We start from the raw sequence: 25,418 nt of genomic DNA, 5'->3' as shown, positions 1-25,418 counted from the left end.
TGCCGTCATATGAAATCTTTTAGCCCCGCCCGGCGCCTTAGCGTCGGCAATCTCCAGAATCGCCGTCATACGGCAACACTCGCGGAGCCCCCAAGCGCACGACTTTCAACAAACGCGCCGTGTCGTTCACGTCGCTAGGCGTCAAGTCGGCGATATAACGATCCACCTGCACCGTCGCTTTGCCCCTCAGTTCGCAGGTCTGTTTCAGCTTCAGCAAGGGTAAGACATTAAACATGCGTTTGGCCTGGGCGGTATTCTCAAAACAGAACCAACGACTTCTATCATCGCCTCGCTCTCGCGGAATCCGCTTCGCGGACGATTTCGTCGGCGTGAAACAGAATTGATCGCCCACCATGTCCATATCGCTTGCGCCACGGGCGTAAGCGTATTCCCCCTCCAGCTGCACCGAGCCGGAATAGAAATATTGGCTACCTTCTACTTTCTGTTTCACCAGACCACCGGCGCAAGCCGGAGTCACGCATGCGGCGACCAGCAAGCCTAGATCCTTTTCCACCTTGCCAAAGTACTGCAGCCGCTTCTTGTAGGCGTCGCGTACGCACAAGGCATCCTCGCACTTGTTGCGCACCTGCTTCAGCCAGTACGCTTGCTCTTTGCCGTAAGGATCAAGCCGTTTGCCGGTATCGCCGTCTATGCCTTGAGTCTCGCCCTGAATCACGGTGAAGCGCTTGGCCAGTTCCGAATCCAGCGACGACAGCTCTGCGTCGGCACAGATCATTTTCTCCACCTCCAGCTTGGCGTAAGCGCAGTTGAAGCCGGCGGACTGGGCAGGCAGCGTAACCAAGCCTATGCAGACGGTCACCCCTGCCATCCAGACTTTCTTCATCATATTGTTCTCTTTCTTCTTATCGCCACATCTAGCGGAACGCCCGAACACAGGCCTCCTGGCTACAGTTCGGTTACCGCGTCACCGTCGCTAGGAAGCGCCGCGCCAGCACCGCGTAATCATGGTGCTCCTGCACATAGGCCTGACCCGCCGCGCCCATGCGCGCGCGTTCCTCGGCCGGCGTCGCCGCCATCCGCCGCGCCGCGTCGGCAATCGCGGCCGGGTCCTCGGCGCCCACGCTGATGCCGGCGCCGGCGTCTTTCACCATATCGTTGCCGGCCTCCACCGAATGGATCACAGGCTTGGCGGCCATCAGGTAGTCGAACAGTTTATTGGGGTTGATGCCAAAGCGATAGATAGGCAGCTTGCGCCAGCCTATGTAGAGCGCGTCGCACTCGGCCAGGAAGCCCGGCACCGCGCGTTTGGCGATGGATGGCAGGAAGATGACGTTATCCAGCCCTAGCTCGGCCGCGCGCGCCGCCAAGGCCTCCTTGTCCGGACCGTCGCCGACCAGAACGAAAGTCACCGGCGCGTCCCGCATCAGCGCCGCCGCCTCCAGCAGGTAATCCAGCGCATTGGCCAGGCCGTGCCCGCCGGCGTAACCGATCAGGAAGCGCCCCTGCGCTTTCAGCTCCGCCAGCCGCATCCGGTGCTCGGCCGGCAGGGCCTCGGCCTCGCCGCGCCATTCGGCGACGTCGATGCCGTTGGGGATCACCGCGTACTTGGCCGGATCCATGCCGTGCGCCACCATATAGTCCTTGGCGCAGGGCAACATGGACACCACGGTGTCGGCCTTGCGGTAGCCGAAATCCTCGGCCCATTGCAGCAGGCGGATGAAGGGATGTTTGGGCGACATGCCGCCCACCTCCACCGGCGTCAGCGGCCACAGATCATGCACCTCGTACACCAGCCGCGCGCCGGTCTTGGCGGCGATCCAGGCCGCCGGCACGGTGTCCAGCGGATAGGTGGACGAGGCGATCACCACGTCCGGCTTCCACTGCTTCAGATAGCGGCCGGACAAGCCCATCACCCGGGCCAGAAAGCTGAAGATATTGAGCACGCGGCCGATGCCGTTGCCCTCGTAAGGGCGGGTCTTGCACCAGGTGTAGCGGATGCTGTCTATGTCTTCGTCCCGGTATTTGCCGTCCACTTGCGGATGGGTCTGGCGCAGATGGGAGACATCGGCGGCCAGCATATTGACTTCATGGCCGGCCTGCGCCCATTCCCGCGCCAGATAGTAGGGACGGAATTCCATGCCGTGCCGGGGACTGCCGGCATAGTGGTTGATGTAAAGAATTTTCATGGTTTACAAGGTTGCGTACAGCTTGACCAGCTTGTCGGCCTCGGCCGCCCAGCTGTATTTGTTCAATACCGCCTGCTTGCCGGACTCGCCCAGCGCCCGCATGCGCGGCTCGTCGGCCATCAGTTCGTTGACGGCGGCGGCAATGGCGGCCGGGTCCTGCGGGTCCACCAGCAGGCCGCAGCCGGCGTCGTCCACGATCTCGCGCCACACCGGAAAGTCCGACGCGATCACTGGCATGCCGGCGGCCATGTATTCGAACAGCTTGATCGGCAAGGCGTCGACGTAGTTCGGCGTAGGGAACAAGGTCACCAGGCCGATCTTGCTCTTGGCCAGCACCTCGGCCACGCCCTTGCGGTCCAGCACGCCCAGGTCGTTGACCCTCGCCCAACCCGGCCGCGCCGACACGCGGGCCTTCAGATCGCTCTCGCTCCACGGCCCGGCCAGGTTCAGCCGCGTCGCGGTGTCCGGCAAGGACTCGACAATGGGTTCGATGCCGCGGATGCGCGAGATGCCGCCGATATAGCACAGCTCGTTGCGGCGCTGCTCCCACGGCGTGTCGCGCACCAGTTCTTCCAGGATGGGGAAGTTGCACACGTCCAAGGCGCGCGCGCCCAGCTTCTCGAAGCGCTTGCGGATGTGCGGCGTCGAGGTCACCACCGCGTCGAAGCGGCGCGCCGCCCAATCTTCCAGCGTCTCGAAGCCGCTGGACACCAGGGGGCGCACCGCGCCGGGTATCCAGTGCTTGGCCAGGATCTGGCGCGGCACGTCTTCATGCACGTCGTACACCACCTTAATGCCGGCCTGTTTCAGGCGCAGCGCGGCGGGAATCAGTTCCGGGTCGTGGAAGTGGACCACGTCAGGGCGCAGCTTCAGCGCCGCCTGATACACGCGCTTGACCGTGCCGGTCATCCGCGCCAGACGGCCGCCGGTTTTGGGGCCGACGTCGTGGAAACGCACGCCGCGGTTGATCTCCTCGCCCTGGCCGTCGGCCACGATCAGCGTCACCTCATGCCCGGCGGCGGCCAGGCTCGCGCACTCCTTGACGAAGATGCGGATGTCGTGACGCGGATGGGCGGAAGTGAGATGGGCAATTTTCATGGGTAAACCTTGTTTACGCCACGCAAACACACAGAAGGGACTTCGGCTTTACATCGCATCCTGCCTGCGGCAAGGCCAGCATGGCCTGGAGATGGCGATGCCGTTTGGTCCCTGTCTTTCCGTGTGCTTCCGCGGCTAAATTCATTCCTTAAATCAGCTCCCGGTACAACTGGGCGAAGCCGGCCATATTCGGCTGATGCAAACCCTTGTCCGCCACCAGCCGGCGATTGAGCACGGCGATTTCGTCCAGCCGCGCATCCTCGCCGGCCAGTTCCATCGCGCGCAGCAGTCCCTCGCCCAAACGCCCGACGTCCTCGGCGATCACGCCGTTGAGGCCGTCGATCACCCATTCGCCGTTGGCCGGCAGATTGGACAATAAGGGCAGGCAGCCATGGCCCATCGCTTCCAGCAGGCTGACGCTGGTGGCGTCCGAACGCGGCACGCTGACGAAGACCCGGGATTCGGCGTACATCCGCCCCAGGGTCGCGCTGTCAACGAAGCCGGCGAAGTCCACGCGGCTCAGGCCCAGCTCGGCGGCCAGGCGCTTCAGGGCCTCGGTCTCGCTGCCGCTGGCGGCCACGGTCAAGCGCCAATCGCCGAAACGCTCGCACAGCTCCACGCTCTGCCAGGCGCGCAGAATGGCGTCGATGCGATAGAGCGGCTTGTGCAGCCGGCAGGACAGCACCCTCTTGCCCTTGTCCGCGCTGGCCGCCGGCTCCGGCATGGCGTCCATGCCGTAATTGAGCAGACGGATGCGGCAGCCCTCGCCGGCCAGCTCGCGGATTTTCGCCGCCATGTGCAGCGAATCCGAGGTGATCGCGTCGGCGGCGGCCAGATTGGCGCGCACCATCGCCCGCATCAGCCGGCTGCGCTCCGGCAGCAAAAGCACGTCGGAGCCCCAGGCGGTCAGCGCCATGGGCAAGTCCAGGCTGACCGCGGCGCGGCTGCCGTGCCAGGCCACGCTATTGGCCTGATGGATGTGCAGCAGCTGCGGCCGCGTTTCGCGCAGCCAGGCGCGCAGACGCGACACCGTGCCCAGCGCCGCCAGACGGAAATCCACGCGCAGGCTGCCGGCCAGCAAGGGGGCCACGTCGGCCGGAACCTCGCCGTTGCAGGCCAAGTAGAGCTGGTCCACATGCGGCGCGATGCCGCGCAGGAAACGCCAGGTGTGCACCGAGGCGGAAGCCAGCACCGCGACGCTGGCAATCTTGTCCCTCACCGGCTCAGTCATGCGCCCAGGCCTCGTACAAGGCCAGTAGCTCGGGATGTTCGTCCAGCCACTTGGCGTCCATCTCCCGGGTATCGCCCACTACCCGCGCCGGATTACCGGACAGGATGGCGAAATCGGGATACACGCCGGCCGGCACATAGCTGTAAGCCGACACCATGCTGCCCTTGCCCAGTTCCACGCCCGGCATCAGCACCGAGTGCGGGCCGACGAAGCTGTACGGGCCCAGCTTGGTGGGTTTTTTCAGATAGCCGACGTGATTGTTGCTCTCCAGATAGCGGTCGCCGTACAGGCGAATGGCCACATGGCTGGAGTGGGTCAACAGCGACACGTAGTTGGTGATCTGACACCCTTCGCCGATGTAAAGCCCGCCGGAGGCGTCGATCAGATTGAAATGGCCGATGTAGACGTTGTCGTCCACCATCAGCTTGCCGACATGTTCGATTCGGGTCATGTTGGACACCCGGGTGCGTTTGAGGAACACCCCGTCGCCGCGGGTGAATCCATACACCATTCTGGGCTGCACCCACGCCGACAGGCGGAAACGGATGCGGCTGAATAGAGCGTGCCAATTCATCGGGCTGCCTTGTAAAGCCATGCAAAATAAGCCAGGAAATAAGCGGCCATCACCACCGACACCAGTTGGAAGGTGGGCACCGCGTCGTTCCACAGCGAAAAACCCGCCCACATCGTGCCCAGGAACAACAGGGCCTGCAGCAAGGACCACAGGAAGGCCTGACGCTGGCGGTTGATCACCGGCGGCACCATGCCCAACGGCGAGGCGACGAAGTGGAACAGGATGTAGAGCGACATCGCCTCCGCGTAGCGGCCGGCGGTGGCCCAGTTCTGGCCGAACACCAGCGAGAACAGGGGTTCTCCGGCCAGTTGTATCACCAGGAAGGGCAGCAAGGCCATGCCGCTCAAAGTCAGCATCATCTTGCGCAAAATCGGGCGCAGCGGCTGCCCTTGATTGCGGGCGTCGGCCAGCTCGCGGTAGGCCACTTGCGCCACCGCCTGGCCGATCAGGGCCGCCGGCAGCTTCAGCACCCGCATCATCAGGCCGTAAAAGCCCACCGAGGCGGTGCCGGCCAGCATGGTCAGCGCCACCAGCGTCGCCGAATCCAGCAAGGCGGTGCTCAAGGCGTGCGGCGCGTTGATCTTGGGAAACTCGATATAGGCGCGCGCCACCTCGCGCATGCCGGCGCGGCTGAGTTCGTGACGCCAGGCGAAGCGGGCCTTGAGGTCCTGCCAGGTTTGCGCCAGCAAAGAGCCGAACTGGCCGGCCAGCTGGCCCAGGATCAGGCCGGCGGCGCCCGCCCCGGCCCAGCCCAAGCCGACCTGGGTGGCCGCCATGCTCAGCGACTGCAGCATGCGGCCGTTGGCGTTGGCCTGGTAGCGGCGGAGGCGGTTGTTCCAGTTGGTCCAGGCTTGCATCAAGCCCGCCAGCGCGACGGACAGCGGCAGCAGCAGCAGCCAGGGCTCCAGCTCCGGCGCGCCCAGATGGCGGGCGATATGGGCATGGCCGTCGAAGGCCACCGCCACGCCCACCAACAAGGACAAGGCCAGCGCGCAGGCGATGGACAGGCCCATCAGATTGCTGGCCCGCCTCTCCTCGGCCGGCAACACGATGGCCATCTCGTAACGGGCAGTGGCCAGCACCGCCAGCGTGGACAGCCAGGAGACATAGACCGCCTGCACCCCCACCTCGTGCGGGTTGTACAGGCGGGTGATCAAGGGCGACACCAGCAGCGGAATCACCTGCGCCACCGCCGCCCCGGTAATCAGGGTGACGATGTGGCGGATGAAGCCGCTCTTGGGCAGGCGGGACAACAACAGGCCCATGCGCTCAGGCCAGAGCCTGCTTGACCGCGGCGACAATGGCGTCTTGCGTCGCCTCGTCCAGGAAGGGGTGCATGGGCAGGCTCATCACGCGGCGGCCGGCGGCCTCGGACAGCGGGAAACTGCCCTCGGGCAGGTTCAGATGGGCGAAGGCCGGCTGCAGATGCAGCGGAATCGGGTAATGCACCGCGGTGGGCACGCCCAGTTCTTTCAGCTTGGCCTGCACCGCCTCGCGATCGTCCACCTCGATGGTGTACTGCGCGTAGACATGGCTGTTGCCCTCGGCGATCACCGGCACCCGCGCCACCTCGCGCAGCAGCGCGCTGTAGCGCGCGCCGATGCGTTCGCGCGCCGCCACTTCGTCGGCGAAGCTCGGCAGCTTGGCCAGCAACACCGCCGCCTGTATCGTATCCAGCCGGCCGTTGAGGCCGATGATGGGATGGTGATAGCGGCGATCCTGGCCGTGCACGCGGATCTCGCGCATTTTCTTGGCCAGCGCGTCGTCGTTGGTGAAGCAGGCGCCGCCGTCGCCGTAGCAACCCAGGGGCTTGCTCGGGAAGAAGCTGGTGCAGCCTATGGTGGACAGATTGCCGGACTTCTTGCCGCGCTGGCCGGCGCCGAAGCTCTGCGCGCCGTCCTCGATCACCGCGATGCCGTGCTTGGCGGCGATGGCGTTGATGGCGTCGAAATCGGCGCACTGGCCGTACAGGCTCACCGGCATGATGGCGCGGGTGCGCGGCGTGATCGCCGCTTCCAGCAGCGCCGGGTCCAGGTTGTAGCTGATCGGGTCGATGTCGACGAACACCGGCTTGGCCCCCAGCAGCGCGATCATCTCGCCGGTGGCGATGAAGGTGAACGGGGTGGTGATCACCTCGTCGCCGGGGCCGATGTCCAGAGCCATCATCGCGATCAGCAGCGCCTTGGTGCCGTCGCAAACGCCGATGGCGTGCTTGGCGCCGGTGTATTCCGCCAGCCCCTGCTCCGCCTCCTTCACTTCCGGCCCCATGATGTACTGGCCATGGTCCAGCACCGCGTGGATGCGGGCGTCGATATCGGCTTTCAGATGCTGGTATTGCGCTTTCAGATCAATGAACTGGATGGACATAAGAGGATCAACCCCAAATCAATTTTTGAAAGATATCGCCCATATAGCGACACGCGGAACGACGGAGAAGCGCCCTGAAGCCAGGCCGCATCAGGGGACTTGTCAGTCGTTCTTGAGCGGCGAGCAGTGATTGCCGCCCACCTCGTAATGCTTGGCGCAGGCCGGGCAGCTATGGGTGCCGATATCGTTGGCCAGCCGTTCGCCGCAGGAACACATCCAGCCAATGCGCTTGGCCGGCGTGCCCACCATCAGCGCGTAGGCCGGCACGTCGCGGGTCACCACGGCGCCGGCGCCGATAAACGCGTACTCGCCTATGGTGTGGCCGCACACCACGGTGGCGTTGGCCCCGATGGACGCGCCTTTTTTCACCAGGGTGCGGCGGTATTCATGCTTGCGCGCAACGTGGCTGCGCGGATTGTTGACATTGGTGAACACCATGGACGGGCCGCAGAACACGTCGTCCTCCAGCGTCACCGCGTCGTAGATGGACACATTGTTCTGCACCTTGACGTTGTCGCCTATCAGCACGTCGTTGCCGACGAACACGTTCTGGCCGAAGGAACAGCCGGCGCCGATCTGCGCGCCGCCGCAAATATGAACCCAGTGCCAGACGCGGGTGTTCTCGCCGATCTGCGCGCCGTCGTCGACGATGGCGCTGGGGTGGATGTGAACCTGGCTCATTTTTGCCGCTCCCATTTGTCCAAAATCTTATCCAGGCGGATTAGTTGTTGCTCGGAGCGCGCCATGGACTGCTCCTGGCGCTCCAATAATTTCTCGCTGCGCGACCATTGATCTTCCACGCCGCCGGATTGAACCGCGCGGGCGTCGGACTGGCGTCCTGCCTGCTGATGGCTGTTGAAGGCCGAGAACATCAGCATCAAACCGCCGCCGACCAGCCAGAACCCCAAGCCCCACAGCGCACCGTCCAGAATCTTCCGCATCATGCCTAGGCCTCAGTAATCCAAAGGCAGGCTGACGCGGCGGCCGTCGCGGGCGGACAGATACATCGCGATCAGCAACTCCAGCGACTTCAGTCCTTCGCGGCCGTCGGTCTCCGGCTCGGCTTCGCCGCGCATGGTCTTGATCACATTGTCGTAGTACAGCGGATGACCGAAGCCGTAAACGCTGGTGGTGGCGTAGCTGGCCTGCTTGATGTCCTCGTCCATCGCGTGCGGCTCGGAAAACTCCCAGTGCTGGATTTCGTTGACGGCCATGCCGCCGACGCGCACCGAGCCCTTCTCGCCCAGGATGGTGATGCTGCCTTCCAGGTTCTTCGGGTAAGTCAGCATGGTCACGTTCATGCTGCCCAGCGCGCCGCTGCGCCATTTGACGCTGACGGTGCCGGTGTCCTCCACCTCGATATTGCGCGCCAACGTCGCGGTGTAGGCCTGCACGCTTTCCACCGGGCCGATCAGCCAGTCCAGCAGATCCACGTAATGGCTGGCTTGGTTCATGAAGGCGCCGCCGTCGAACTCCCAGGTGCCGCGCCAGCCGGCCGCGTCGTAATACTCCTGCGGACGGGTCCAGAACACATTGACGTTGACCATGTAGACGCGGCCGAAGCGCTTCTCTTGCATTGCCCGCTTCAAGAGCTGCAAGGTGGCGTTGCGGCGGTTTTGCTTGACCACGAACAGATGCTTGTTGGCGCGGTCGGCGGCTTTGACCATTTCCAGGCCGTCTTCCCAGCGGGTGGCCATCGGCTTTTCCGTCATCACGTGGAAACCGGCTTCCGAGCAGGCGATGCTCTGGCTGGGATGCAGGCCGGACGGCGTGGTCAGGATCACGATGTCGGCGTCGGTCTTGGCCAGCATGTCGGCCAGATTGGCGTGGCCGCGCGCGCCGGTGCGTTCCTCCGCCGCCTTCAAGGCGGCCGGGTCGATGTCGCAGACATCCACCAGCTCGGCGCGGTCGGCGTGCTTTTCCAGCGCGCCGAAGTGGTTCTGGGCGATGCGGCCGCAGCCCACCAGCGCAAAGCGGATCTTGCGGTCGGTAATCGGAGGAAGATGCAGAGTGTGCATGAGTTTAAACCCTAAATTCAGTGAGCCACGGAACAACACGGAAGCCCCCAAATACCCAAGATACGAGAGAGCCCTCAAGTCATCTTGACCTGCGGGCTCCGGCTTTGTCCGTGTCTTTCCGTGGCTAAAAACAATCAGGCCTTGACGATATTGTCCGCCGGCTCCAGATACTTGCCGCGGCTGTCCACCACCAGCTGCGCGTGCGCCTTGATCTGCGCGTAGTCGAACTTGTCGTGGTCGGTGGCCAGCAGCACGCAGTCGTAGCCGGCGATGGCTTCATTGCTCAGCGCCACGCTGGACAGCTCGAAACGGTGCTCGCGCATCTTGGGGAACACCGGCACGTGCGGATCGCTGTAAGCCACTTCCGCGCCCAGATCGCGCAGCTTTTCCATCAGGAACACCGACGGGCTTTCGCGCATATCGTCGACGTTCTTCTTGTAGGCGATGCCCAGCACCAGCACGCGGCTGCCGTTGATCGCCTTCTTGCGCAGGTTCAGCGCGGCGGCCACTTTGGACACCACGTAGTCCGGCATATTGCTGTTCACTTCGCCGGCCAGCTCGATGAAGCGGGTGTTGACCCCGTATTCGCGCGCCTTCCAGGTCAGGTAGAACGGGTCGATCGGGATGCAATGGCCGCCCAGGCCCGGGCCCGGATAATAGGGCACGAAGCCGAAAGGCTTGGTGGCGGCGGCGCGGATCACTTCGTGGATGTCGATGCCCATCTTGTCGGCGACGATCTTCATCTCATTGACCAGGCCGATGTTCACCGCGCGGTGGATGTTCTCCAGCAGCTTGGTCATTTCCGCGGCGCGGGTGGAGGACACCGGCACCACCTTGTCGATCACCGCGCTGTACAACGCCACGCCGATTTCCTGGCAGGCCGGGGTCACGCCGCCGCACACCTTGGGAATGGTGCGGGTGGTGAAGTTGGGGTTGCCCGGATCTTCGCGCTCCGGCGAGAACACCAGGAAGGCGTTGTCGCCCACCTTCAGGCCGCGCGACTCCATGCGCGGCAGCAGTTCTTCATCGGTGGTGCCCGGATAGGTAGTGGACTCCAGCGACACCAGATGGCCTTCGCGCAGATAGGGCACCAGGCTGTCCATGGTGTTGAGCACGAAGGACAGGTCCGGCTCGCGGTATTTGTTCAGCGGCGTCGGCACGCACAGAATCAGGGTATCGGCTTCCGGCACGCGGCTGAAGTCGGTGGTGGCCTCGAAGCCGCGCTCCAGCGCGGTGGCGATGCTGTCGGCGGAGATATGTTCGATATAGCTCTGGCCGGCCATCAGGGCGTCCACCTTGCCCTGGTCGATGTCGAAGCCCAGCACTTTGTAGCCGACTTCAGCGAAACGCAGCATCAGCGGCAGGCCGACATAGCCCAGGCCCACGATGCCGATGACGGCGGATTTGTCTGCAATCCGATTGAGCAGTTGCTGCTTGATCACGGTGTAAGTCCCAACAGTATGTAAATACGATAGCGGCGGACCGGACATTCAGGACGAGCGGCGCGGAAGCGAAATCGCCCGCGCCGCGCCTGTCCTAAACTGTCCGGTCCACCGCCATAAAGTTCATTCAACGGCAAGCCAGCTTGCCGTTTTCCGTTTCTGTCCGTACTGATCTGCCTCAGAGCTCTCTGCATCCGAACTCGTTTCGCGCAGCGCGCCATCCGTCCCAAGCCGGCGTGGCCGTAATGCCGGCATTATACGCCTCTTCCCGCGCGTCATTGGGTAAGCAAATGTACGCAGACGCCCCGCTTCAGACCAGTAAATGCCCCGCCGTGTGCTGATTGGTCATTTTCAAACGGCTGACGAAATCGACGAACTCCAGACCGAAGCGCCCCTCCAGTTCGTCGGCCCGTTTTTTCAAGGCCTCCCACTGCGTCAGCGTCGGGCTCTGGCGGAAAGCCATCACCGCCACATTGCCGTGGCTGGCCGCCGGCAGTTCCAGCACCCGGCCCTCGAACACGTTCAACAGGCGCTCGATGAAGGACTGATAACGCTTGTCCCCGCTCCACCAATTGGTGACGAACACGCCCTTGGGGCTGAGCGCGCGCTTGCAGTCCTCGAAGAAGTCCTCGGTGGTCAGCGCGTCGACGATCTGCAGGCCGTCGAAGCCGTCCACCAGGATGGCGTCGGTGGAGCCGCGGAAGATCTTCACGTAATCGGCGCCGTCGGCCTCGACGATCTCGAAGAAATCGCCCTCCTCCGGCAGCTGGAAAAAGGCGCGCGCCACCGCGATCACCTGCGGATTGATGTCCACCGCCACACTGACCGCGTCCGGCAGGTATTCATCGATGAAGCGGGCGAAGGAGCCGCCGCCCAGGCCGATCTGCAAGATGTGCTGCGGCGCGTCGTTCCACAGCAGAAAACCCATCATCGCCCGGCTGTAACTGAGCACCAGGTCGGCCGGATCGTCCAGATCCATGGAACTCTGTATCGTTTCCGAACCCAGGTGCAAAGAACGGATATTGTCCGCCTCCGAGATCTCCACCTCCGGCATTTCCTCCACCGCGGGGCGCACGCGGCGGCGGAACGGATGCAAGGCCCTACGCGCCACAGCCCGAGTCCTCTCCCGCCGGTTTGCGCGAATCCAGAATGCTGATGGTGCGTTTCTTCGGCGCCGCATCGGCCTCGTCGTCCTGCGGCGGCGGCGGGTCGCGGAATTCTTCCTTGTCGAAAGCGGTGTCGCCGTCCTCGAACGGCGCGTCGCCGGTCTTCAGGCCGGCGAAGTCGAACAGGCCGGTGTCGGCCAGATGGGACGGCACCACGTTCTGCAGCGCGCGGAACATGCTCTCCAAACGGCCGGGGAAGCGGCGGTCCCAGTCATTGACCATGTCCTTGACCACCTGGCGCTGCAAATTGGGTTGCGAGCCGCACAGATTGCAAGGAATGATGGGGAATTCGCGCAGCGCGGCGTAGCGCTCGATATCCTTTTCGCGGCAGTAAGCCAGCGGGCGTATCACCATGTGGCGGCCGTCGTCGGACACCAGCTTGGGCGGCATGGACTTCAGCTTGCCGCCGTAGAACATATTCAGGAACAGGGTGTGCAGAATGTCGTCGCGGTGGTGGCCCAGCGCGATCTTGGTCGCGCCCAGTTCGTCGGCCACGCGGTAGAGAATGCCGCGGCGCAGCCGCGAACACAGGCTGCAAGTGGTCTTGCCTTCCGGCACCAGGCGCTTGACGATGGAATAGGTGTCTTCTTCGACGATGCGGTATTCGACGCCGATGGAATCCAGGTATTCCGGCAGCACGTGCTCGGGGAAGCCCGGCTGTTTCTGGTCCAGATTGACCGCCACGATGGAGAAATCGATAGGCGCGGACTTCTGCAAGCCGCGCAGAATGTCCAGCAAGGTGTAGCTGTCCTTGCCGCCGGACAGGCAGACCATCACGCGGTCGCCCTCTTCTATCATATTGAAGTCATTGATGGCGTCACCCACATGGTGGCGCAGGCGCTTGGCCAGTTTATTGCCTTCAAACACGGCCTTTTTGGCCTTGTCGTCGAGGACGCTGCTTGCTTCGGACATGGAGTACGGCTAAGAAATTGAAAAACAGGCGATTTTACTTTTTTTCCGCGGCGAAATCCACGACGGCGAACAAGGCGCGCGCGCGGCCCGCCCGCGCAGCGGCTACAACACCACGCTGCGGCCGCCGTCCACCGCCAGAATCTGACCGGTGACGTAGCCGGCGTCCAGCAGCAGAAAGGCCACCGCCCGGGCGATGTCTTCCGGCACTCCGGTGCGGCGCAAGGGAATGCTGGCCTCGATCGCCGCGCGCTCCGCCGCGTCGAAGGACGCGTCGTCCTCCGGCCACAGATTCACTCCGGGCGAGACCCCGTTGACCCGCACCGCCGGCGCCAGCTCTATCGCCAGGCTGCGGATCAGCTGCGCGTGGCCGGCCTTGGCCAGGTTGTACACCACATGGCGGGCCATCGGCCGCTCCACGTGGATGTCGGCGATGCCGACAATGGCGCCGCGACGCTTGGCCAGCTCAGGCGCCAGCGCCTGGGACAGGAATAGCGGCGCCTTCAGATTGCTGCCCATCAGATCGTGCCAGGCCGCCTCGTCGATCCGGCCCACCTCGGTGGGGAAGAAGCTGGACGCGTTGTTGACCAGGCCGTCCAGCCGGCCGAACGCCGCCACCGCCCGCGCCGCCAGCGCCGGCAACGCCGCCGTGTCCAGCAAATCGCCCTGCAGCAAGCGCGCGGAATCCGGCCGCGCCGCGTTCAGTTCCGCCGCCAAGGCCTCCGCCTCGCCGCGCGAACCGCGATAGTGCAACACCACCCGCAGGCCCCGCGCGTGCAAATGCCGGGCGATGCCCGCGCCCACGCGCCGCGCCGCGCCGCTGATCAGCGCCACCCGCTGCTCTCCTGTCGTCCCCTGATCCGCCATTTCCGCTCCTCTGAATCTTCGCCCGCCGCCGCAGGCTCCCACACGCGCCTTACGCCGCGATGACGCCGGCCGCGCGCTCTATTTCTTGCCCATGCACGGCTGGGCCGCCGCCAAGGCCGCCTGGCTGGACGGCGGCAAGACGAAACGCGCCACCAGCTTGCCGTGCTTGCGGCTGGCGCCGTCTATCGTCACCAGCAGTTCCTTGTGCGCGGCGGACTGCCAGGCGAAGAACTCGCCCCGCGACGGCCACTCGAACACGAAGCGGCCGCTCTCCTCGTACCAGCCGGCGAAATGACTGTCCACGCCGCGGCGCAAACCGGCCAGGTTCAGCTTGAGCTTGCGCCGCTCGCCCAGGCCGCCCGGCCCCTCGTACGGACGCACGTCCCAGCCGCCCAATTGATCCGACACGTGCAAGGACAGCCGCAAGGGCGGGCTGTCCGCGCGGCAAGCCACGTCCAAACGCGCCGGAAAGCGGCTGCGTCCCACCGTCGCCTCGCCGTCCAGGCTGGCCACTTGCAAAGGATTGTCCGGATACGGCTTCGACACCGCCCACTGCGGCGCCGCCAGCGCCGGCCCCAGCAACAGGCCGCCCGCGCAGCCGGCCATCCAACGGTAAAATCCGCTCACCCTCTTCTCCTGTCCCTCAGTTTCCACCACAATCGCGGCACATTGTAGCAGGATGACCGCCATGACCACCTTACCCGCCGCCAGCGCCGACGCGCTGGCCACCAGCCAAAGCCTTGTCCACGCCATTCAGGCGGAAATCCGCCAGCAGGGCGGCTGGATGCCGTTCTCCCGCTACATGGAGCTGGCGCTGTACGCGCCCGGCCTGGGCTATTACGCCGCCGGCAGCCGCAAACTGGGCGCGGCCGGCGACTTCACCACCGCGCCGGAAATGAGCGCCTTGTTCGGCCGCGCGCTGGCGCGCCAGTTGGCGGAACTGCTGCCGCAAACCGCCAATGTGGTCTATGAGTTCGGCGCCGGCACCGGTAAGCTGGCCATCGACATTCTCAGCGAACTGCAAGCGCTGGACGCGCTGCCGGAACGCTATTGCATCGTCGATCTGTCGCCAGACCTGATCGAACGCCAGCAAAGCAATATCCGCCAGGCGCTGCCGCAACTGGCCGAGCGCGTGCAGTGGCTGAGCCAGCTGCCGGAGCGGCTGGACGGCGTGATCATCGGCAACGAAGTGCTGGACGCCATGCCCTGCGAGCTGATCCACTGGACCCCCGAAGTCCAACGGCGCGGCGTGGCGCTGGACGGCGAGCGCTTCGTCTGGGAAGACCGCGCCATTCAGGACCCGCGGCTGCTGCAACTGGCCCAAGCCATCCAGCCGCGGCACGACGACTATGTTTCCGAAATCAGCCCGGCCAATATCGGCTTCCTCCACACCCTGGCGCAAAAACTGGATCGCGGCGCCGTGCTGCTGCTGGACTACGGCTTCCCCGCCGCCGAGTACTATCACCCGCAGCGCCATATGGGCACGCTGATAGGCCATTACCGCCACCACACCGTGGACGATCCCTTCTTCCTGCCCGGCCTGATGGACTTGACCTGCCACGTCGATTTCAGCGCGGTGGCCCAGGCCGGCATAGACTCCGGCCTGGACCTGATCGGCTACACCACCCAGGCTCAATTCCTGATCAACGCCGGCATCACCCAGTTGCTGGAGCAGCTGGACCCGGCCGACGCCGCCGGCTATCTGCCGCAGGCCGCCGCGGTGCAGAAGCTGCTGTCGCCGTCGGAAATGGGCGAGTTGTTCAAGGCCATAGGCTTCGGCAAGGGGGTAAGCATAGACTGGAGCGGTTTCCTGCGCGGCGACCGCTGCTACACCCTGTAAGCCGGCGGCCGCGAGAATCTTGTTGACAGCCGGCTTTCGGCTGCGTATATTTCGCGTCTCGGTGCACTCGTGCATCGAAAAACGTGGCGAATTAGCTCAGTCGGTTAGAGCGACGGAATCATAATCCGCAGGTCCGGGGTTCGAGTCCCTGATTCGCCACCACAGTTTGCGAAGAGTTGTTTTCGACAAGTCTTCACGGCGAATTAGCTCAGTCGGTTAGAGCGACGGAATCATAATCCGCAGGTCCGGGGTTCGAGTCCCTGATTCGCCACCAAAATGAAAAGGGTCAGCGCAAGCTGACCCTTTTTCACTTCTTACAACAACATCTGCATGCCCAAGCTAGACACTCTGGTTGCCCAATGCCTGCATCCGGCAACAGATTCAATCCCTGCCTCTCCCCTTGTTACCAGCAATATCACAGCCCCCTGCCAAACAATGGCAAAATATAATTAGCCAATTGTTAATCACTCAATCAAAAAATGCCATCAGCATCAGAAGATGCAAATACATTCATCTAATTTCTGAAATTGGTTCACACCAAGATTCAGAATCAAAAAATGGCTTAAGGGGCACCCGAGCAATCACACCTTTGGCAGAATGCCAGCCGACTTTAGAATCATATGAATCAATTTTGGTATAAACCACATCACCCTTATAACTGACATTAACTCGCATTTCTTTTGAGTCAAATGGAACGGTATAAATACCACCGCCATATTTAAACTCAGGGAAGCCAGGAGTTTGTACATAAACACTAAATGTTATAAATTTACCTGCAGGCACATAAACAGTTTCATCAAATCCAGGAAGAAAAAAAGCTAGACGCTGTATGCCATTACATTCGTATGAATCCGAGAACAAGGACACACTTGTGAATGCTCCACTTTGGGCGGAAAATTGTATCTTACCTGGCTTAGAGACATCCTCATATTTCGAGTAGTATGTAATTGGAGCCGCACATCCACCCAATATAAATGAGCAGGTCGCAGCTGCCATAAATTTTTGCATTATGTATAATTTCATTATCTTTTATTTTGGAATTTTGCGTTCATTAAATAACATTCTAAAAATAAAACATTATATCTATCAAGCAGCATTAGATTACCCAGGCTATAATTTCCCCTAAAAATCACCTAGCAAACCCAATATAGTGGGCCCCTTTAAAGCCCCAAAAAGCATACAGAAAAAACGTATTTTACCCTAATGCACACATTACCCGTTATAGCAATCATGAACTGTTCCTGCCCTTACCAAAAAATCATAATCCGCAGGTCCGGGGTTCGAGTCCCTGATTCGCCACCAAAATGAAAAGGGTCAGCGCAAGCTGACCCTTTTCGCATTCCCGCCGCCTTCGGCCCCTTCCCGTTTATCCACAGATCCGCACGGCTACGCGAAGTTATCCCCAGCCTCCGCCCGGCTATAGTAAAGCATCCCCCGCCGGAGCCTCGCCATGCGCCGACTTTTCCGCCTCGCCGTCCACGGCCTGGCCTCTGCCGCGGCGCTATGCGCCGGACCGGTCCTGGCCGCGCCTCAGCCGGCCGTCAGCGCCTGCGTCCGGGAATTAAGCGTCGGCTGGGACAGTTGGCCTCCTTACCACTATCTATCCGCGCGCCAGCAACTGGACGGCTACGCCGTCGCCGTGCTCAACGAAGCCGCGCGCCGGACCGGCTGCCGGCTCCACTACCAGCAAATGCCCTGGCCGCGGACCTTGCTGAGCCTGAAAAACGGTCTGGTGGACGTGGCGATGGAGGCGCTGAAAACGCCGGAACGCGAACCCTTCGCCCACTTCGTCTGGGCCTACAGCCCCACCACCGTGCGCTTGTGGAGCTTGCGCGGCCGCGCGGCGCAATGGCCGACGCACCGGCTGGAAGATTTGGGCAAGCACGGCAAGCTCATCCTGGGCGTCACCCGCGGCGACAGCTACGGGGCCAGCCTGGACGCCTGGCTGAAACTCCCGCCGCCAAGCGTCGCCGTGGACATCGGGCCGACGCTGGACATCAATATCCAAAAGCTGCGAGCCAGGAGGCTGGACCTGGTGCTGGCCAACAGCGCGACCCTGCGCGCGGCGCTGCAGGCCCAACCGACGGGAGCGGAGATCGTGCCGCTCGCGCCGGTCTGGAATATCGGCGGCGCGTATTTCATCTTCAGCAAAAGCAGCGTGCCGCAGCCGGTGGCGGACGCTTTCCGGCAGGCCCTGACCGGCATGCGGCGCGACGGCTCGATTCAGACCTTGTATCAGCGCTACTTCGAAGCGCCGTATCCGGAGGAATGAGCCGGCGCCGGCCGCCTCACTCCGCGCCGCCGCCCTGCAGCCGCTCCGCCAGCGGCGACAGCAGGGTTTCCGCCAGTTGCGCGAACAGAGGATCGTCCAGGGGCTGTTGATTGCGGAAGGCCAGCGCGATCGCCGCCTCGTCCTTTTGCGCCATGCCGCCTTCGCGGACAAAGCCGGGGTCCCATTTTTCCAGCGCTTTCCGCATCGCCTTGTCGCGCCGCTCCGGCTCCGCCGCCAAAGCTTCGGCATACGCCCAGCTGGTGCGGCCGAACCAGGGCAAGGCTTGGTCCTGGCCCTGACGCCAGCGCGCCAGCCACGGCTCCAGCAAGGCCAAGGCCTCCGGCTCGTCCTCCAGCAGCAGGCTGCCAGTATCGTCGTAGCAGGCGGTGCGGCAGACCACGCCCGGCGGCCGCGCCGCGCACAGAATCAGATGGCTCAGCCACAGGGCCACGCGCTGGGCGGCGTTGATCTTGCCGACGACGAAATCCAGCTGACCTTCGGGGCGCAGCCCGGTGAGCTCGCCCACCAGGGTGAGGCCGGCCGCATGCAGATGGACCGGCTGCGGCGGCAGAACGTCCCGGCTCAGCGCGGCCGGCAGCCGCGCCGCCAGCTTGACGCTGGAACGCGCCTCCTCCACCAGCCAGGCCCGGCCCAGCGCAGCCGGCGGCAGCAGACCGGCGGCGGCGACGCGCTCGCGCACCGGCGCTTGCGGACGGCGATGCAACATGGCGTCCACCAACTGCCTGCGCACCGCCTGGCTGGCGTCGCCGTCCACGGCGAAAGGCTCGCGCACCGGCAGCTCCTCGTCGCCGCCGAACAGGCGGATGGCGAGCCGGTCCGCCAGCCAGGCGCGCACCGGATTGCGCCAGAAACGGATGAAGTCGTGCAGATTGACCACGCCGCTGAGCGCCGCCGGCGGCAAGGCTTCGGCGAACGGCCGCGGCGCGGCCTCCGGCTGCGACAGGGCGGCGGCGAAAGTGGGCTCGAAGCTGGCCAGCCGCGGGTCCGCGCCGTCGTAGGCGGCGGGCGAGAACGGCTGCAGCGGGTGGCGCACCGTCAGCGCCCGGCCAAGATCCTGGCCGCACATGGCGGAGAAGCAATCCAGCAATTCGGCGATCAGCGGCGAGGGCGGCAGGGTTTCGCCGCTGCGGGCGGACTGGCCCACATAGGACAGATAGAGCTTTTCCCGCGCGGAGAGAATGGCCTCCAGGAAGAGGTAGCGGTCGTCGAAACGGCGCGAGCGGTCGCCGCGGCGCGGATGGCGCGCCACCAGGTCGAAGCTGACCGGGCGTTCGTCGCGCGGATAAGCGCCGTCGTTCATGCCGATCAGGCACAACACGCGGAAGGGAATGGAGCGCATCGGCACCATCGCGCAGAAGGTGACGCCGCCGGACAGAAAGCCCAACGGCGAGGCCAGGGTCAGTTTGCGTTTGAGCCAATCCCGCACCGCCGGCAGGCCCACCTCTTGCTCGAAGCCGGCCAGCTCGGCGTCCTCCGCCAGTTCCGCCAACGCGGCGCGCAATACCTCCAGCGCTTTCTCGTCGTCGGCGTCCGCGTCGAACAGCCGCTCGCAAGCCTGTTGCAAGCGCTCCGCCCACCGAGCCGGAGCGGCCGGACGCGCCCACTCCTCCGCCACGCGCTCCAGTTCGCGATAGCAGGCGGAAAAGCGCCCCAACGCTTCCGCCAACTGGCCCTGAGCGCTGCTGTGCGGCAGCAGGCCGGCGTACAGGCCGCTGTCGTCGCCGGCCAAGGCCGGCGGCAGCACCGCGCCCAGCAACAGCCGGTCCAGGCCCCAACGCCAGGTGAACAGCGGGTCCGCCGGCAAACCCAGCGCCGCCTTGTGCGCGGCGTCCCGTCCCCAGCGGATGCCGGCCTCGCGCACCCATTGCTGCACAAAGGGCACGTCGGCGTCGTCCAGGCCGAAGCGGCGCAACAAGGCCGGCGCGTCCAGCAAGGCCAGCACCTGATCGGCGGCGAAGCGGGAGTCGGCCAGGTCCAGCAAGGCCGCGTAGCTGGCCAGCAGCGGTTCTTCGCGCGCGATGCGGCGGTCGGCGATGCTATAGGGAATGTCCGGCGCCGCGTCCTCCTGCGGACGAGCGCCGAACACCGCGTCGATATAAGGCGCGTAGCTGTTGATGTCCGGGGTCAGCACGGCCACGTCGGCGGGATTGAGCCCGGGGTCCTCGCGGAACATCGTCAGCAAACGGTCTTTCAATACTTCCAGTTCGCGCATCGGCCCGTGGGCGGCGTGGATCTGCACCGAATCGTCGTCCGCCGCCAGCGGACGCGGCGCGTCCTTGGGATCGTTCAATTGCAGGATGTCGCGCTGCAAGCGCGCCAGCAGCGCGTCGCTGCGGGGAATGTCGAATAGGGGCCGCGCGTCCAGCTCGCTGTCTTCGGCGATCAGTTCGAAGAAATCGCGGCCCTGCTTGCCCAGCGAGGCCAACAAGGGATGGCCCTCGGTGGCGAACAAATCCCCCTTCTGCTGCAGCTTGAGCTTGCGGCGGGCGTCGACGATGTCGCCCCAGTAAGCTTCGCAGGGATTGAGGGTGAACAGGCAGACGTCGGTAAGCTGGGACAGGCGCTTGACCAGGGCCAGATACATCGGCGCCAGGCTGGCGATGCCGAACAGCGTCACCCGCTCCGGCAGATGCTCGGCCCTGAGTTCGGCGAAGAACTCGTCCAACATGCGCACGCGGTGGCGGCTGGAATCGCTGTCGGCCAGCCGCCGCCACAAGGCGGCCTGCCAGGCCTCGTCGTCGCCCAGGCCCAGCAACTGGCCGGTCTCCCAGGCGCGGATCCAATCCGGCCGGAACACCAGATATTGGTCGAAGATGTCGGCCACCTTGCCGGCCAGCTCGAAACAGGCGGCCTCGCCGCCCTCCAGATAGCGCGACAAAGCGAGAAAAGGCTCGCCCTCCAGCGTGGGCAGCAGCTCCATCAGCCGCCAGCTCAGCACTTCCGGCGCGAACGAGGACTTGCGCGGCAGATCCGGCATCACCCGCTGCATCAGCCGCCAGGCGAAGGCAGCCGGCAGCACGAAGTCCAGATTGGCGGCCACACCGTTGCTGCGGGCCAGGTCCAGCGTGATCCAGCGCCCCATGCCGCGGCTCTGCACGATCACGGTTTCCGGCGCGAACGAGTCGGACAGCGGCAGGCTCTGGCTCATGCCGCAAAACAGCTGACCCAATTGCTCCAAGCGGTTGGACTGGTAAAGAAGCAGCATGCGGGGATAGGCGGTAGGTGAGATCAGCCCAAGTGTAGCATCCGCGGCCCGGATCGGCCGCATGCGCCGCGCGCGGCAGATTATGCCGCTAGGCGGCGCTCAGACAGCGGCTTGCTTCTCGCCAAGATATTTACAAAGCATATTGATGCCAATCAATACCAATGTGAGTCCAATAACGCTAAAATATGACGTTTATTTAGCAAGGCGATGTCGTGAGCGCATCCGTCCGGCCGCAAGGCCATTCCGGCTTCACCCTGATCGAGATGATGGTAGTGGCCGCCATCGTCGGCATCCTGCTCTTGGTGGCGGTGCCGTCTTATCAGCGCCATGTGCAGGCGGCCAAGGCCAATACCGCCAAGAGCGATCTGATGGCCCTGAGCCTGGCGCTGGAAAACCACAAACTGCTGCACCTGGCCTATCCCGCCGCCAGCGCGGACAACGCCAGCGCCATCCGCGCCGCTTTGGGCAATAACAGCTGGCAGCCGGCACAGCCTGAATTCAACTATCGCTACCAGCCGCAAGGCGGCAGCTTCCTGCTCACCGCCAGCGGCGTCAGCCCGCAGCTGTCCGGCTGCGTGCTGAAGCTCGACGGCGCGGATCAAAGCGCCAACACCAGCAGCGCCGACTGCCGGACCCAATGGTGACCCCGCCCCGCCGCCAGCGCGGCCTGACCCTGATGGAGCTGTTCGCGACGCTGGCACTGATCGGCCTGTTGGCGCTGCTCAGCGTGCCGCTGGCGCAAGGCTGGAGCGACGCCCACAAACTGGCGCTGGGCCGCAGCCAACTGGCGCGGGCCTACGCCCAAACCCAGGCCGCGGCGCTGAGCAATCCGCTGGCGGCCGCGCCGGACCAGCCCGCCGCGGTGCTGATGTCCAGCGCAGAAGGCCAGCTGTGCGTCTTCGCCGGCGCGCCGGCCAGCGGCACCCAGGGCGAGCGTTGCCACGGCGCGGCGCTGTGGCGCGCCGCCGCGCCGCGCCCGGTGAGCCTGGGAAAAAGCTGCCTGGCGACCCCGGCCGCGCAATGCCTGGCCCTGAACAACCAGGGCCAGCCGCTGGCGGCGCAGGCGGCCGGCGTCGCCTGCGGCACGCGGCCGGCCTACTGCATCCGCGGCGCGCAGCAGGAGCTCAGCGGTGATTTGTAAAACGCAAAGCGGCGTCAGCCTGCTGGAAAGCCTGATCGCCATGTTGCTGCTGATGCTGACCGGCCTGGGCATTGTTTTCGTCAACGCGCGCAGCCTGGGCAGCCAACAGCAGCTGCAACAGCACGCGCTGGCCCTGAGCAAGGCGCGGGAACAACTGCAACAGGGCGGCCTGCCCTGCGACAGCGCCAACGACTGGCCGCTGGCCAGCGGCGTCAGCGCCACCGCGCGGCTGAGCTGCAGTTCCGCGCCCGCGGTGACCCTGCGCGGACAGCCGCAGAACGGCGGCGCGGACATCAGCGCCAAGGCCGCGCTGAGCGGCCGGACCTTGCAGCTGCGGGACGCGGCCTCCTCCACCCTCAGTCTGAGCAATCATGAATAAGCGCGCCGCCGGCTTCAGTCTGCTGGAGCTCTTGATCGGCATGCTGCTGGCGCTGATCACCACGCTGGCGATGCTGACCCTGTACCGCCAGACCGCGCGCAGCGTGTTCGATCCGGACCAGGGCAGCGCCAAGCTGGCGCAGCGGGACGGCCAATTGATGGCGGCGCTGCTCAGCGTGCAGCAGCAGGCGCAGGAAGCCGGTTTCGGCGCCGCCGGCGGCCGCGAACAAAACCTGCAACTGCTGTCGATAAGCGATTTGAGCGTCGACGCCGACGGCGCCGTCTCCGCGCTTAGCGCCGCGCCGGCGGCTTCCGGCGCCGCCAACGCGGCGGTCTGGCGTTACCGTCCGCAATTGGACGCCGGCGCTTACGCCTGCCGCGGCGTGGCCAGCGTGGACGGCGCCGGCCAGAGCAGCGTGTTGTACCAGTTGCAGGCGGACGACTGCGCGGCCATCGCCGACGCGCTGACCCAGCCCTCGCAATGGCGGGCGCGGGCGCTGACCGGCCCGCTGCCGCCACGGCACAAGCTCGGCATGGCCTTGCGGCTGGAACAAGCCTGCTGGCCCTACGCCGCCGCCGCGGCGGCGAGCCAGACCTTTCCGCAGCTGCTGCTCAACTACGACAACACGCTGCAAGGCGAGAGCCGCAGCTTCGCCAGCTGTCTGACCAATCTGGCGGTCCCCGCATGACGGCCCGTTCCCTCCCGCCGCGCCGGCAGCGCGGCGTCGCCGCGGTGCTGATGGTGCTGCTCACCGGCATGGCCCTGACCGCGCTGGCGCTAGGCGGCATGCATCATCTGCGCGGCCAGCAGGAACTGACCCGCTCGCTGCGCGGCAATAGCGAGGCGCAATGGCGCGCCTGGACCGGCGCGGAACTGGCGCGGCAATACCTGTCGGCGCTGACACCGGCGCAAATCAAGGCGCTGGAGCTGGACGGCGCGGCGCTGAATCTGGAGCGCGCCAGCTTGCCGCCGGAAAGCCAGGCGCTGGCCGACGCCCTCCAGATCAAGCTGCTGCCGGCGCCGCGCGCCGCCGGCGCCGTGATCGAGGACGACAAGGTCGCCGCCTGGATCACCGCCCGCAGCGGCGACGCCACGGTGACGCTGGAGGTGGTCTACCAATTGAACGGCGCGCCGACGCCGCCGGCCGCCAACGCCGCGGCGCAAATCCGCGGCGGCCTGTCCACCAGCGGCAATATTGTGGTCACCGGCGCCAAGGACGCGCTCTTGCAAGTGGAAGGCGCGGTGGACACCAGCGGCAGCCTGAGCGGCGTCAGCGCGATCCAGGCCACCGGTGACATCCTGTTCCAGGGCAATCCGGCCCGCGGCGACGGCCAGGCTCCGCTCAGCCTGTGGAGCAACGGCGACATCCGCGTCAACAGCGGCCAGTTCCTGACGCTGAAAGCGCGCGGCAACATCGTCATGGGCAGCGGCAGCGACGTGGAGACCGCCGCCGCCAACGGCTCGGTCGGCAGCAGCGGCGAACGAGTGGGCCGGCTGTCCGCCATCGGCGACGTGACCCTGGCCGGCAACGTCGCCGTTTCCGCGCAATTGCTGAGCCAGGGCGATGTGCGCACCAGCAGCAGCAACCGGCTGAACGCCTTGCGCGCCCAGGGCCTGCTGGACAGCCGCGGCAACGCCAATATCGACGACGGCCTCATCGGCGGCGCCTTCACCCACAACGGCGCGCAGATCTTCGACGCCGCCGGCCAAGCGCGCCAGCCGCCGCCGAACACCGTGCGGGTGCGCCATCAGGCCGGACTGAAAGTGCCGCTGGAGCCGGTGCCGGAGTTCCGCCTGGGCGCGACCCGCGTCAACGCCAACGATTACCGCGACGCCGCCAACCTCATCGTCTACTGGGATGCGGCGGACCGTTCCGCCGACGCGCTGCAGCGCATCCGCGTCCGGCTGCAACATGTGGCCGGCGTGCCGGACGGCGCGGTCTACCGGCTGGGCCGGCAGCGGGCCGACGACTGGCAGCGCAACGATCTGTGCCCGGCCTTGCAGGCCGACGGCAGGCGCTGCGCCCCGGTGGCCGGCCAGCCGGCCTTGCGGCTGTGCGAGAGCGACGCGGAGAGCTGCTTGTCCGGCAGCACCGCGCAGCAATGGCTGCTGCGCCTCAAGCCGCCGCAAGGCATGCTGCCCGGCGTGGCGCTGTTCGAAGGCAATCTGTCGCTGTACGGCCGGCTGGACAACGCCATTCTCGCCACCGGCCACATCGAAACCAGCAGCAATGTGGAACTGTGGAGCCTGCGCCAGGCCGGCGCGGCGCGCGTGTGCCGCAGCCCGGACTTCCCGGACGTCTATCCGCTGAACCACTGCGCCGCGGACCGGAACTCGCTGCGCGAATCCCCGCTGCTCGGCATCGCCCTGCTGGCCGGCGGCTACGACGCCACCCAGGCCTTCGGCGGCGGCAAGATCCGGCTGGGCGCCAGCAACCGCATCCACGGCGCGGTGCTGGCCGGCGACACCCTGGACACCGCCGGCAGCACCCATATCTTCGGCCCGGTCAGCGCGGGGCTGCAAAGCCGCCCGCCCGGCGCGCCGCCGCCCTCCCGGCCGCTGAACAGCCTGGGCGCGGAAACCGTGATCGACATCAGTGGTCAGAACGGATTGCCGGGCGAAGGCGGCGGCGGCACGCCGAACCCGCAAACGGGCGCGGCCCGGGTATTATGGGCGCGCTATCGTTAAGCGCCGTCTAAGAGCCTGTTTACGATCCGCCATGCCTTGCCAGAGCGTAAACC

Annotated in this window: 24 protein-coding genes and 2 tRNA genes; 9 read left to right on the top strand and 17 right to left on the bottom strand. The window is 65.1% G+C overall.

All coding sequences use genetic code 11. The features are described 5' to 3' along the window. Nucleotides 1–37: 37 nt before the first annotated feature. The 15 genes from JC616_RS03165 to JC616_RS03095 all read right to left on the bottom strand — a co-directional run bounded on the left by JC616_RS03165 (nucleotide 38) and on the right by JC616_RS03095 (nucleotide 14,446). Nucleotides 38–847: a lysozyme inhibitor LprI family protein gene (locus JC616_RS03165; protein ID WP_227106663.1), complete on the bottom strand. Its 810-nt coding sequence runs from the start codon at nucleotides 845–847 to the stop codon at nucleotides 38–40. Nucleotides 848–917: 70 nt separating this feature from the next. Then, a complete protein-coding gene (locus JC616_RS03160) occupies nucleotides 918–2,147 on the bottom strand; it encodes a glycosyltransferase family 4 protein (RefSeq protein WP_227106662.1) in 1,230 nt (409 codons plus the stop codon). A gap of 3 nt (nucleotides 2,148–2,150) precedes the next feature. Next, the gene (locus JC616_RS03155; RefSeq protein WP_107797997.1) at nucleotides 2,151–3,245 is read right to left on the bottom strand and encodes a glycosyltransferase family 4 protein; all 1,095 of its coding nucleotides are present in this window, start codon (nucleotides 3,243–3,245) and stop codon (nucleotides 2,151–2,153) included. A gap of 148 nt (nucleotides 3,246–3,393) precedes the next feature. After that, nucleotides 3,394–4,476, bottom strand: coding sequence for a glycosyltransferase family 4 protein (locus JC616_RS03150; protein WP_227106660.1), 1,083 nt, complete (start codon nucleotides 4,474–4,476; stop codon nucleotides 3,394–3,396). Next, on the bottom strand, nucleotides 4,469–5,050 hold the full coding sequence (locus JC616_RS03145) for an acyltransferase (protein ID WP_107797995.1): 582 nt from the start codon (nucleotides 5,048–5,050) through the stop codon (nucleotides 4,469–4,471). The genes JC616_RS03150 and JC616_RS03145 overlap by 8 nt, the downstream gene beginning before the upstream one ends. After that, nucleotides 5,047–6,315, bottom strand: coding sequence for a lipopolysaccharide biosynthesis protein (locus JC616_RS03140; protein ID WP_227106658.1), 1,269 nt, complete (start codon nucleotides 6,313–6,315; stop codon nucleotides 5,047–5,049). The genes JC616_RS03145 and JC616_RS03140 overlap by 4 nt, the downstream gene beginning before the upstream one ends. Nucleotides 6,316–6,319: 4 nt before the next feature. Continuing rightward, a complete protein-coding gene (locus JC616_RS03135; protein ID WP_227106656.1) occupies nucleotides 6,320–7,417 on the bottom strand; it encodes a DegT/DnrJ/EryC1/StrS family aminotransferase in 1,098 nt (365 codons plus the stop codon). Nucleotides 7,418–7,519: 102 nt separating this feature from the next. Continuing rightward, nucleotides 7,520–8,098 carry an acyltransferase gene (locus JC616_RS03130; RefSeq protein WP_227106655.1) on the bottom strand — a complete coding sequence of 193 codons (579 nt, stop codon included), beginning with the start codon at nucleotides 8,096–8,098 and terminating at the stop codon, nucleotides 7,520–7,522. Next, nucleotides 8,095–8,361: a hypothetical protein gene (locus JC616_RS03125; protein ID WP_227106654.1), complete on the bottom strand. Its 267-nt coding sequence runs from the start codon at nucleotides 8,359–8,361 to the stop codon at nucleotides 8,095–8,097. The genes JC616_RS03130 and JC616_RS03125 overlap by 4 nt, the downstream gene beginning before the upstream one ends. 9 nt (nucleotides 8,362–8,370) lie before the next feature. Then, nucleotides 8,371–9,435, bottom strand: coding sequence for a Gfo/Idh/MocA family protein (locus JC616_RS03120; RefSeq protein ID WP_305883561.1), 1,065 nt, complete (start codon nucleotides 9,433–9,435; stop codon nucleotides 8,371–8,373). 134 nt (nucleotides 9,436–9,569) lie between these two features. Then, nucleotides 9,570–10,874: a nucleotide sugar dehydrogenase gene (locus JC616_RS03115; protein WP_227108522.1), complete on the bottom strand. Its 1,305-nt coding sequence runs from the start codon at nucleotides 10,872–10,874 to the stop codon at nucleotides 9,570–9,572. 313 nt (nucleotides 10,875–11,187) lie between these two features. Beyond that, nucleotides 11,188–11,931 carry a polyamine aminopropyltransferase gene (locus tag JC616_RS03110; protein ID WP_233246777.1) on the bottom strand — a complete coding sequence of 248 codons (744 nt, stop codon included), beginning with the start codon at nucleotides 11,929–11,931 and terminating at the stop codon, nucleotides 11,188–11,190. A gap of 46 nt (nucleotides 11,932–11,977) precedes the next feature. Beyond that, the gene (gene ttcA, locus JC616_RS03105) at nucleotides 11,978–12,955 is read right to left on the bottom strand and encodes a tRNA 2-thiocytidine(32) synthetase TtcA (protein ID WP_227106653.1); all 978 of its coding nucleotides are present in this window, start codon (nucleotides 12,953–12,955) and stop codon (nucleotides 11,978–11,980) included. Nucleotides 12,956–13,057: 102 nt separating this feature from the next. Next, a complete protein-coding gene (locus JC616_RS03100) occupies nucleotides 13,058–13,819 on the bottom strand; it encodes a pteridine reductase (protein WP_227106652.1) in 762 nt (253 codons plus the stop codon). 78 nt (nucleotides 13,820–13,897) lie between these two features. Further along, nucleotides 13,898–14,446, bottom strand: coding sequence for a hypothetical protein (locus JC616_RS03095; RefSeq protein WP_227106651.1), 549 nt, complete (start codon nucleotides 14,444–14,446; stop codon nucleotides 13,898–13,900). Nucleotides 14,447–14,507: 61 nt separating this feature from the next. Here JC616_RS03095 and JC616_RS03090 point away from each other — a divergent pair, with 61 nt between their 5' ends. The 3 genes from JC616_RS03090 to JC616_RS03080 all read left to right on the top strand — a co-directional run bounded on the left by JC616_RS03090 (nucleotide 14,508) and on the right by JC616_RS03080 (nucleotide 15,933). Then, on the top strand, nucleotides 14,508–15,659 hold the full coding sequence (locus tag JC616_RS03090) for a class I SAM-dependent methyltransferase (protein ID WP_227106650.1): 1,152 nt from the start codon (nucleotides 14,508–14,510) through the stop codon (nucleotides 15,657–15,659). A gap of 85 nt (nucleotides 15,660–15,744) precedes the next feature. Beyond that, a tRNA-Met gene (locus JC616_RS03085) sits at nucleotides 15,745–15,821 on the top strand. Nucleotides 15,822–15,856: 35 nt separating this feature from the next. Beyond that, a tRNA-Met gene (locus JC616_RS03080) sits at nucleotides 15,857–15,933 on the top strand. Between the two features lie 236 nt (nucleotides 15,934–16,169). Here the strand turns inward: JC616_RS03080 and JC616_RS03075 are convergent. Then, nucleotides 16,170–16,667 carry a hypothetical protein gene (locus JC616_RS03075; protein ID WP_227106649.1) on the bottom strand — a complete coding sequence of 166 codons (498 nt, stop codon included), beginning with the start codon at nucleotides 16,665–16,667 and terminating at the stop codon, nucleotides 16,170–16,172. Between the two features lie 442 nt (nucleotides 16,668–17,109). Here JC616_RS03075 and JC616_RS03070 point away from each other — a divergent pair, with 442 nt between their 5' ends. After that, entirely contained in the window at nucleotides 17,110–17,931 is an 822-nt protein-coding gene (locus tag JC616_RS03070) for a substrate-binding periplasmic protein (RefSeq protein ID WP_227106647.1), read from the top strand. A gap of 16 nt (nucleotides 17,932–17,947) precedes the next feature. Here JC616_RS03070 and recC read toward each other — a convergent pair whose 3' ends face one another. Further along, nucleotides 17,948–21,157 carry an exodeoxyribonuclease V subunit gamma gene (gene recC, locus JC616_RS03065; protein WP_227106646.1) on the bottom strand — a complete coding sequence of 1,070 codons (3,210 nt, stop codon included), beginning with the start codon at nucleotides 21,155–21,157 and terminating at the stop codon, nucleotides 17,948–17,950. Between the two features lie 212 nt (nucleotides 21,158–21,369). Here recC and JC616_RS03060 point away from each other — a divergent pair, with 212 nt between their 5' ends. From JC616_RS03060 to JC616_RS03040, 5 genes are read left to right on the top strand one after another with little or no spacing between them, the layout of a single operon-like run. Then, nucleotides 21,370–21,801 carry a type IV pilin protein gene (locus JC616_RS03060; protein WP_227106644.1) on the top strand — a complete coding sequence of 144 codons (432 nt, stop codon included), beginning with the start codon at nucleotides 21,370–21,372 and terminating at the stop codon, nucleotides 21,799–21,801. Then, the gene (locus tag JC616_RS03055) at nucleotides 21,795–22,298 is read left to right on the top strand and encodes a prepilin-type N-terminal cleavage/methylation domain-containing protein (protein WP_227106642.1); all 504 of its coding nucleotides are present in this window, start codon (nucleotides 21,795–21,797) and stop codon (nucleotides 22,296–22,298) included. The genes JC616_RS03060 and JC616_RS03055 overlap by 7 nt, the downstream gene beginning before the upstream one ends. Further along, entirely contained in the window at nucleotides 22,288–22,677 is a 390-nt protein-coding gene (locus tag JC616_RS03050) for a hypothetical protein (RefSeq protein WP_227106640.1), read from the top strand. Before JC616_RS03055 ends, JC616_RS03050 begins: the two co-directional genes overlap by 11 nt. After that, nucleotides 22,670–23,365, top strand: a complete 696-nt coding sequence (locus JC616_RS03045; protein ID WP_227106638.1) for a hypothetical protein — start codon at nucleotides 22,670–22,672, stop codon at nucleotides 23,363–23,365. The genes JC616_RS03050 and JC616_RS03045 overlap by 8 nt, the downstream gene beginning before the upstream one ends. Continuing rightward, nucleotides 23,362–25,365 carry a hypothetical protein gene (locus JC616_RS03040; RefSeq protein WP_227106636.1) on the top strand — a complete coding sequence of 668 codons (2,004 nt, stop codon included), beginning with the start codon at nucleotides 23,362–23,364 and terminating at the stop codon, nucleotides 25,363–25,365. Before JC616_RS03045 ends, JC616_RS03040 begins: the two co-directional genes overlap by 4 nt. The last annotated feature ends 53 nt before the right edge of the window (nucleotides 25,366–25,418 follow it).

This window comes from Chromobacterium rhizoryzae, from assembly GCF_020544465.1.
GTDB lineage: Bacteria > Pseudomonadota > Gammaproteobacteria > Burkholderiales > Chromobacteriaceae > Chromobacterium.
This window is presented reverse-complemented; position numbering and strand designations above follow the sequence as displayed.

Coding starts and splice junctions, on each gene's coding strand:
- JC616_RS03165 (WP_227106663.1), bottom strand. CDS start 847: ATGATGAAGAAAGTCTGGATGGCAGGGGTGACCGTCTGCATAGGCTTG.
- JC616_RS03160 (WP_227106662.1), bottom strand. CDS start 2,147: ATGAAAATTCTTTACATCAACCACTATGCCGGCAGTCCCCGGCACGGC.
- JC616_RS03155 (WP_107797997.1), bottom strand. CDS start 3,245: ATGAAAATTGCCCATCTCACTTCCGCCCATCCGCGTCACGACATCCGC.
- JC616_RS03150 (WP_227106660.1), bottom strand. CDS start 4,476: ATGACTGAGCCGGTGAGGGACAAGATTGCCAGCGTCGCGGTGCTGGCT.
- JC616_RS03145 (WP_107797995.1), bottom strand. CDS start 5,050: ATGAATTGGCACGCTCTATTCAGCCGCATCCGTTTCCGCCTGTCGGCG.
- JC616_RS03140 (WP_227106658.1), bottom strand. CDS start 6,315: ATGGGCCTGTTGTTGTCCCGCCTGCCCAAGAGCGGCTTCATCCGCCAC.
- JC616_RS03135 (WP_227106656.1), bottom strand. CDS start 7,417: ATGTCCATCCAGTTCATTGATCTGAAAGCGCAATACCAGCATCTGAAA.
- JC616_RS03130 (WP_227106655.1), bottom strand. CDS start 8,098: ATGAGCCAGGTTCACATCCACCCCAGCGCCATCGTCGACGACGGCGCG.
- JC616_RS03125 (WP_227106654.1), bottom strand. CDS start 8,361: ATGATGCGGAAGATTCTGGACGGTGCGCTGTGGGGCTTGGGGTTCTGG.
- JC616_RS03120 (WP_305883561.1), bottom strand. CDS start 9,435: ATGCACACTCTGCATCTTCCTCCGATTACCGACCGCAAGATCCGCTTT.
- JC616_RS03110 (WP_233246777.1), bottom strand. CDS start 11,931: ATGCCGGAGGTGGAGATCTCGGAGGCGGACAATATCCGTTCTTTGCAC.
- ttcA (WP_227106653.1), bottom strand. CDS start 12,955: ATGTCCGAAGCAAGCAGCGTCCTCGACGACAAGGCCAAAAAGGCCGTG.
- JC616_RS03100 (WP_227106652.1), bottom strand. CDS start 13,819: ATGGCGGATCAGGGGACGACAGGAGAGCAGCGGGTGGCGCTGATCAGC.
- JC616_RS03090 (WP_227106650.1), top strand. CDS start 14,508: ATGACCACCTTACCCGCCGCCAGCGCCGACGCGCTGGCCACCAGCCAA.
- JC616_RS03075 (WP_227106649.1), bottom strand. CDS start 16,667: ATGCAAAAATTTATGGCAGCTGCGACCTGCTCATTTATATTGGGTGGA.
- JC616_RS03070 (WP_227106647.1), top strand. CDS start 17,110: ATGCGCCGACTTTTCCGCCTCGCCGTCCACGGCCTGGCCTCTGCCGCG.
- recC (WP_227106646.1), bottom strand. CDS start 21,157: ATGCTGCTTCTTTACCAGTCCAACCGCTTGGAGCAATTGGGTCAGCTG.
- JC616_RS03055 (WP_227106642.1), top strand. CDS start 21,795: ATGGTGACCCCGCCCCGCCGCCAGCGCGGCCTGACCCTGATGGAGCTG.
- JC616_RS03045 (WP_227106638.1), top strand. CDS start 22,670: ATGAATAAGCGCGCCGCCGGCTTCAGTCTGCTGGAGCTCTTGATCGGC.
- JC616_RS03040 (WP_227106636.1), top strand. CDS start 23,362: ATGACGGCCCGTTCCCTCCCGCCGCGCCGGCAGCGCGGCGTCGCCGCG.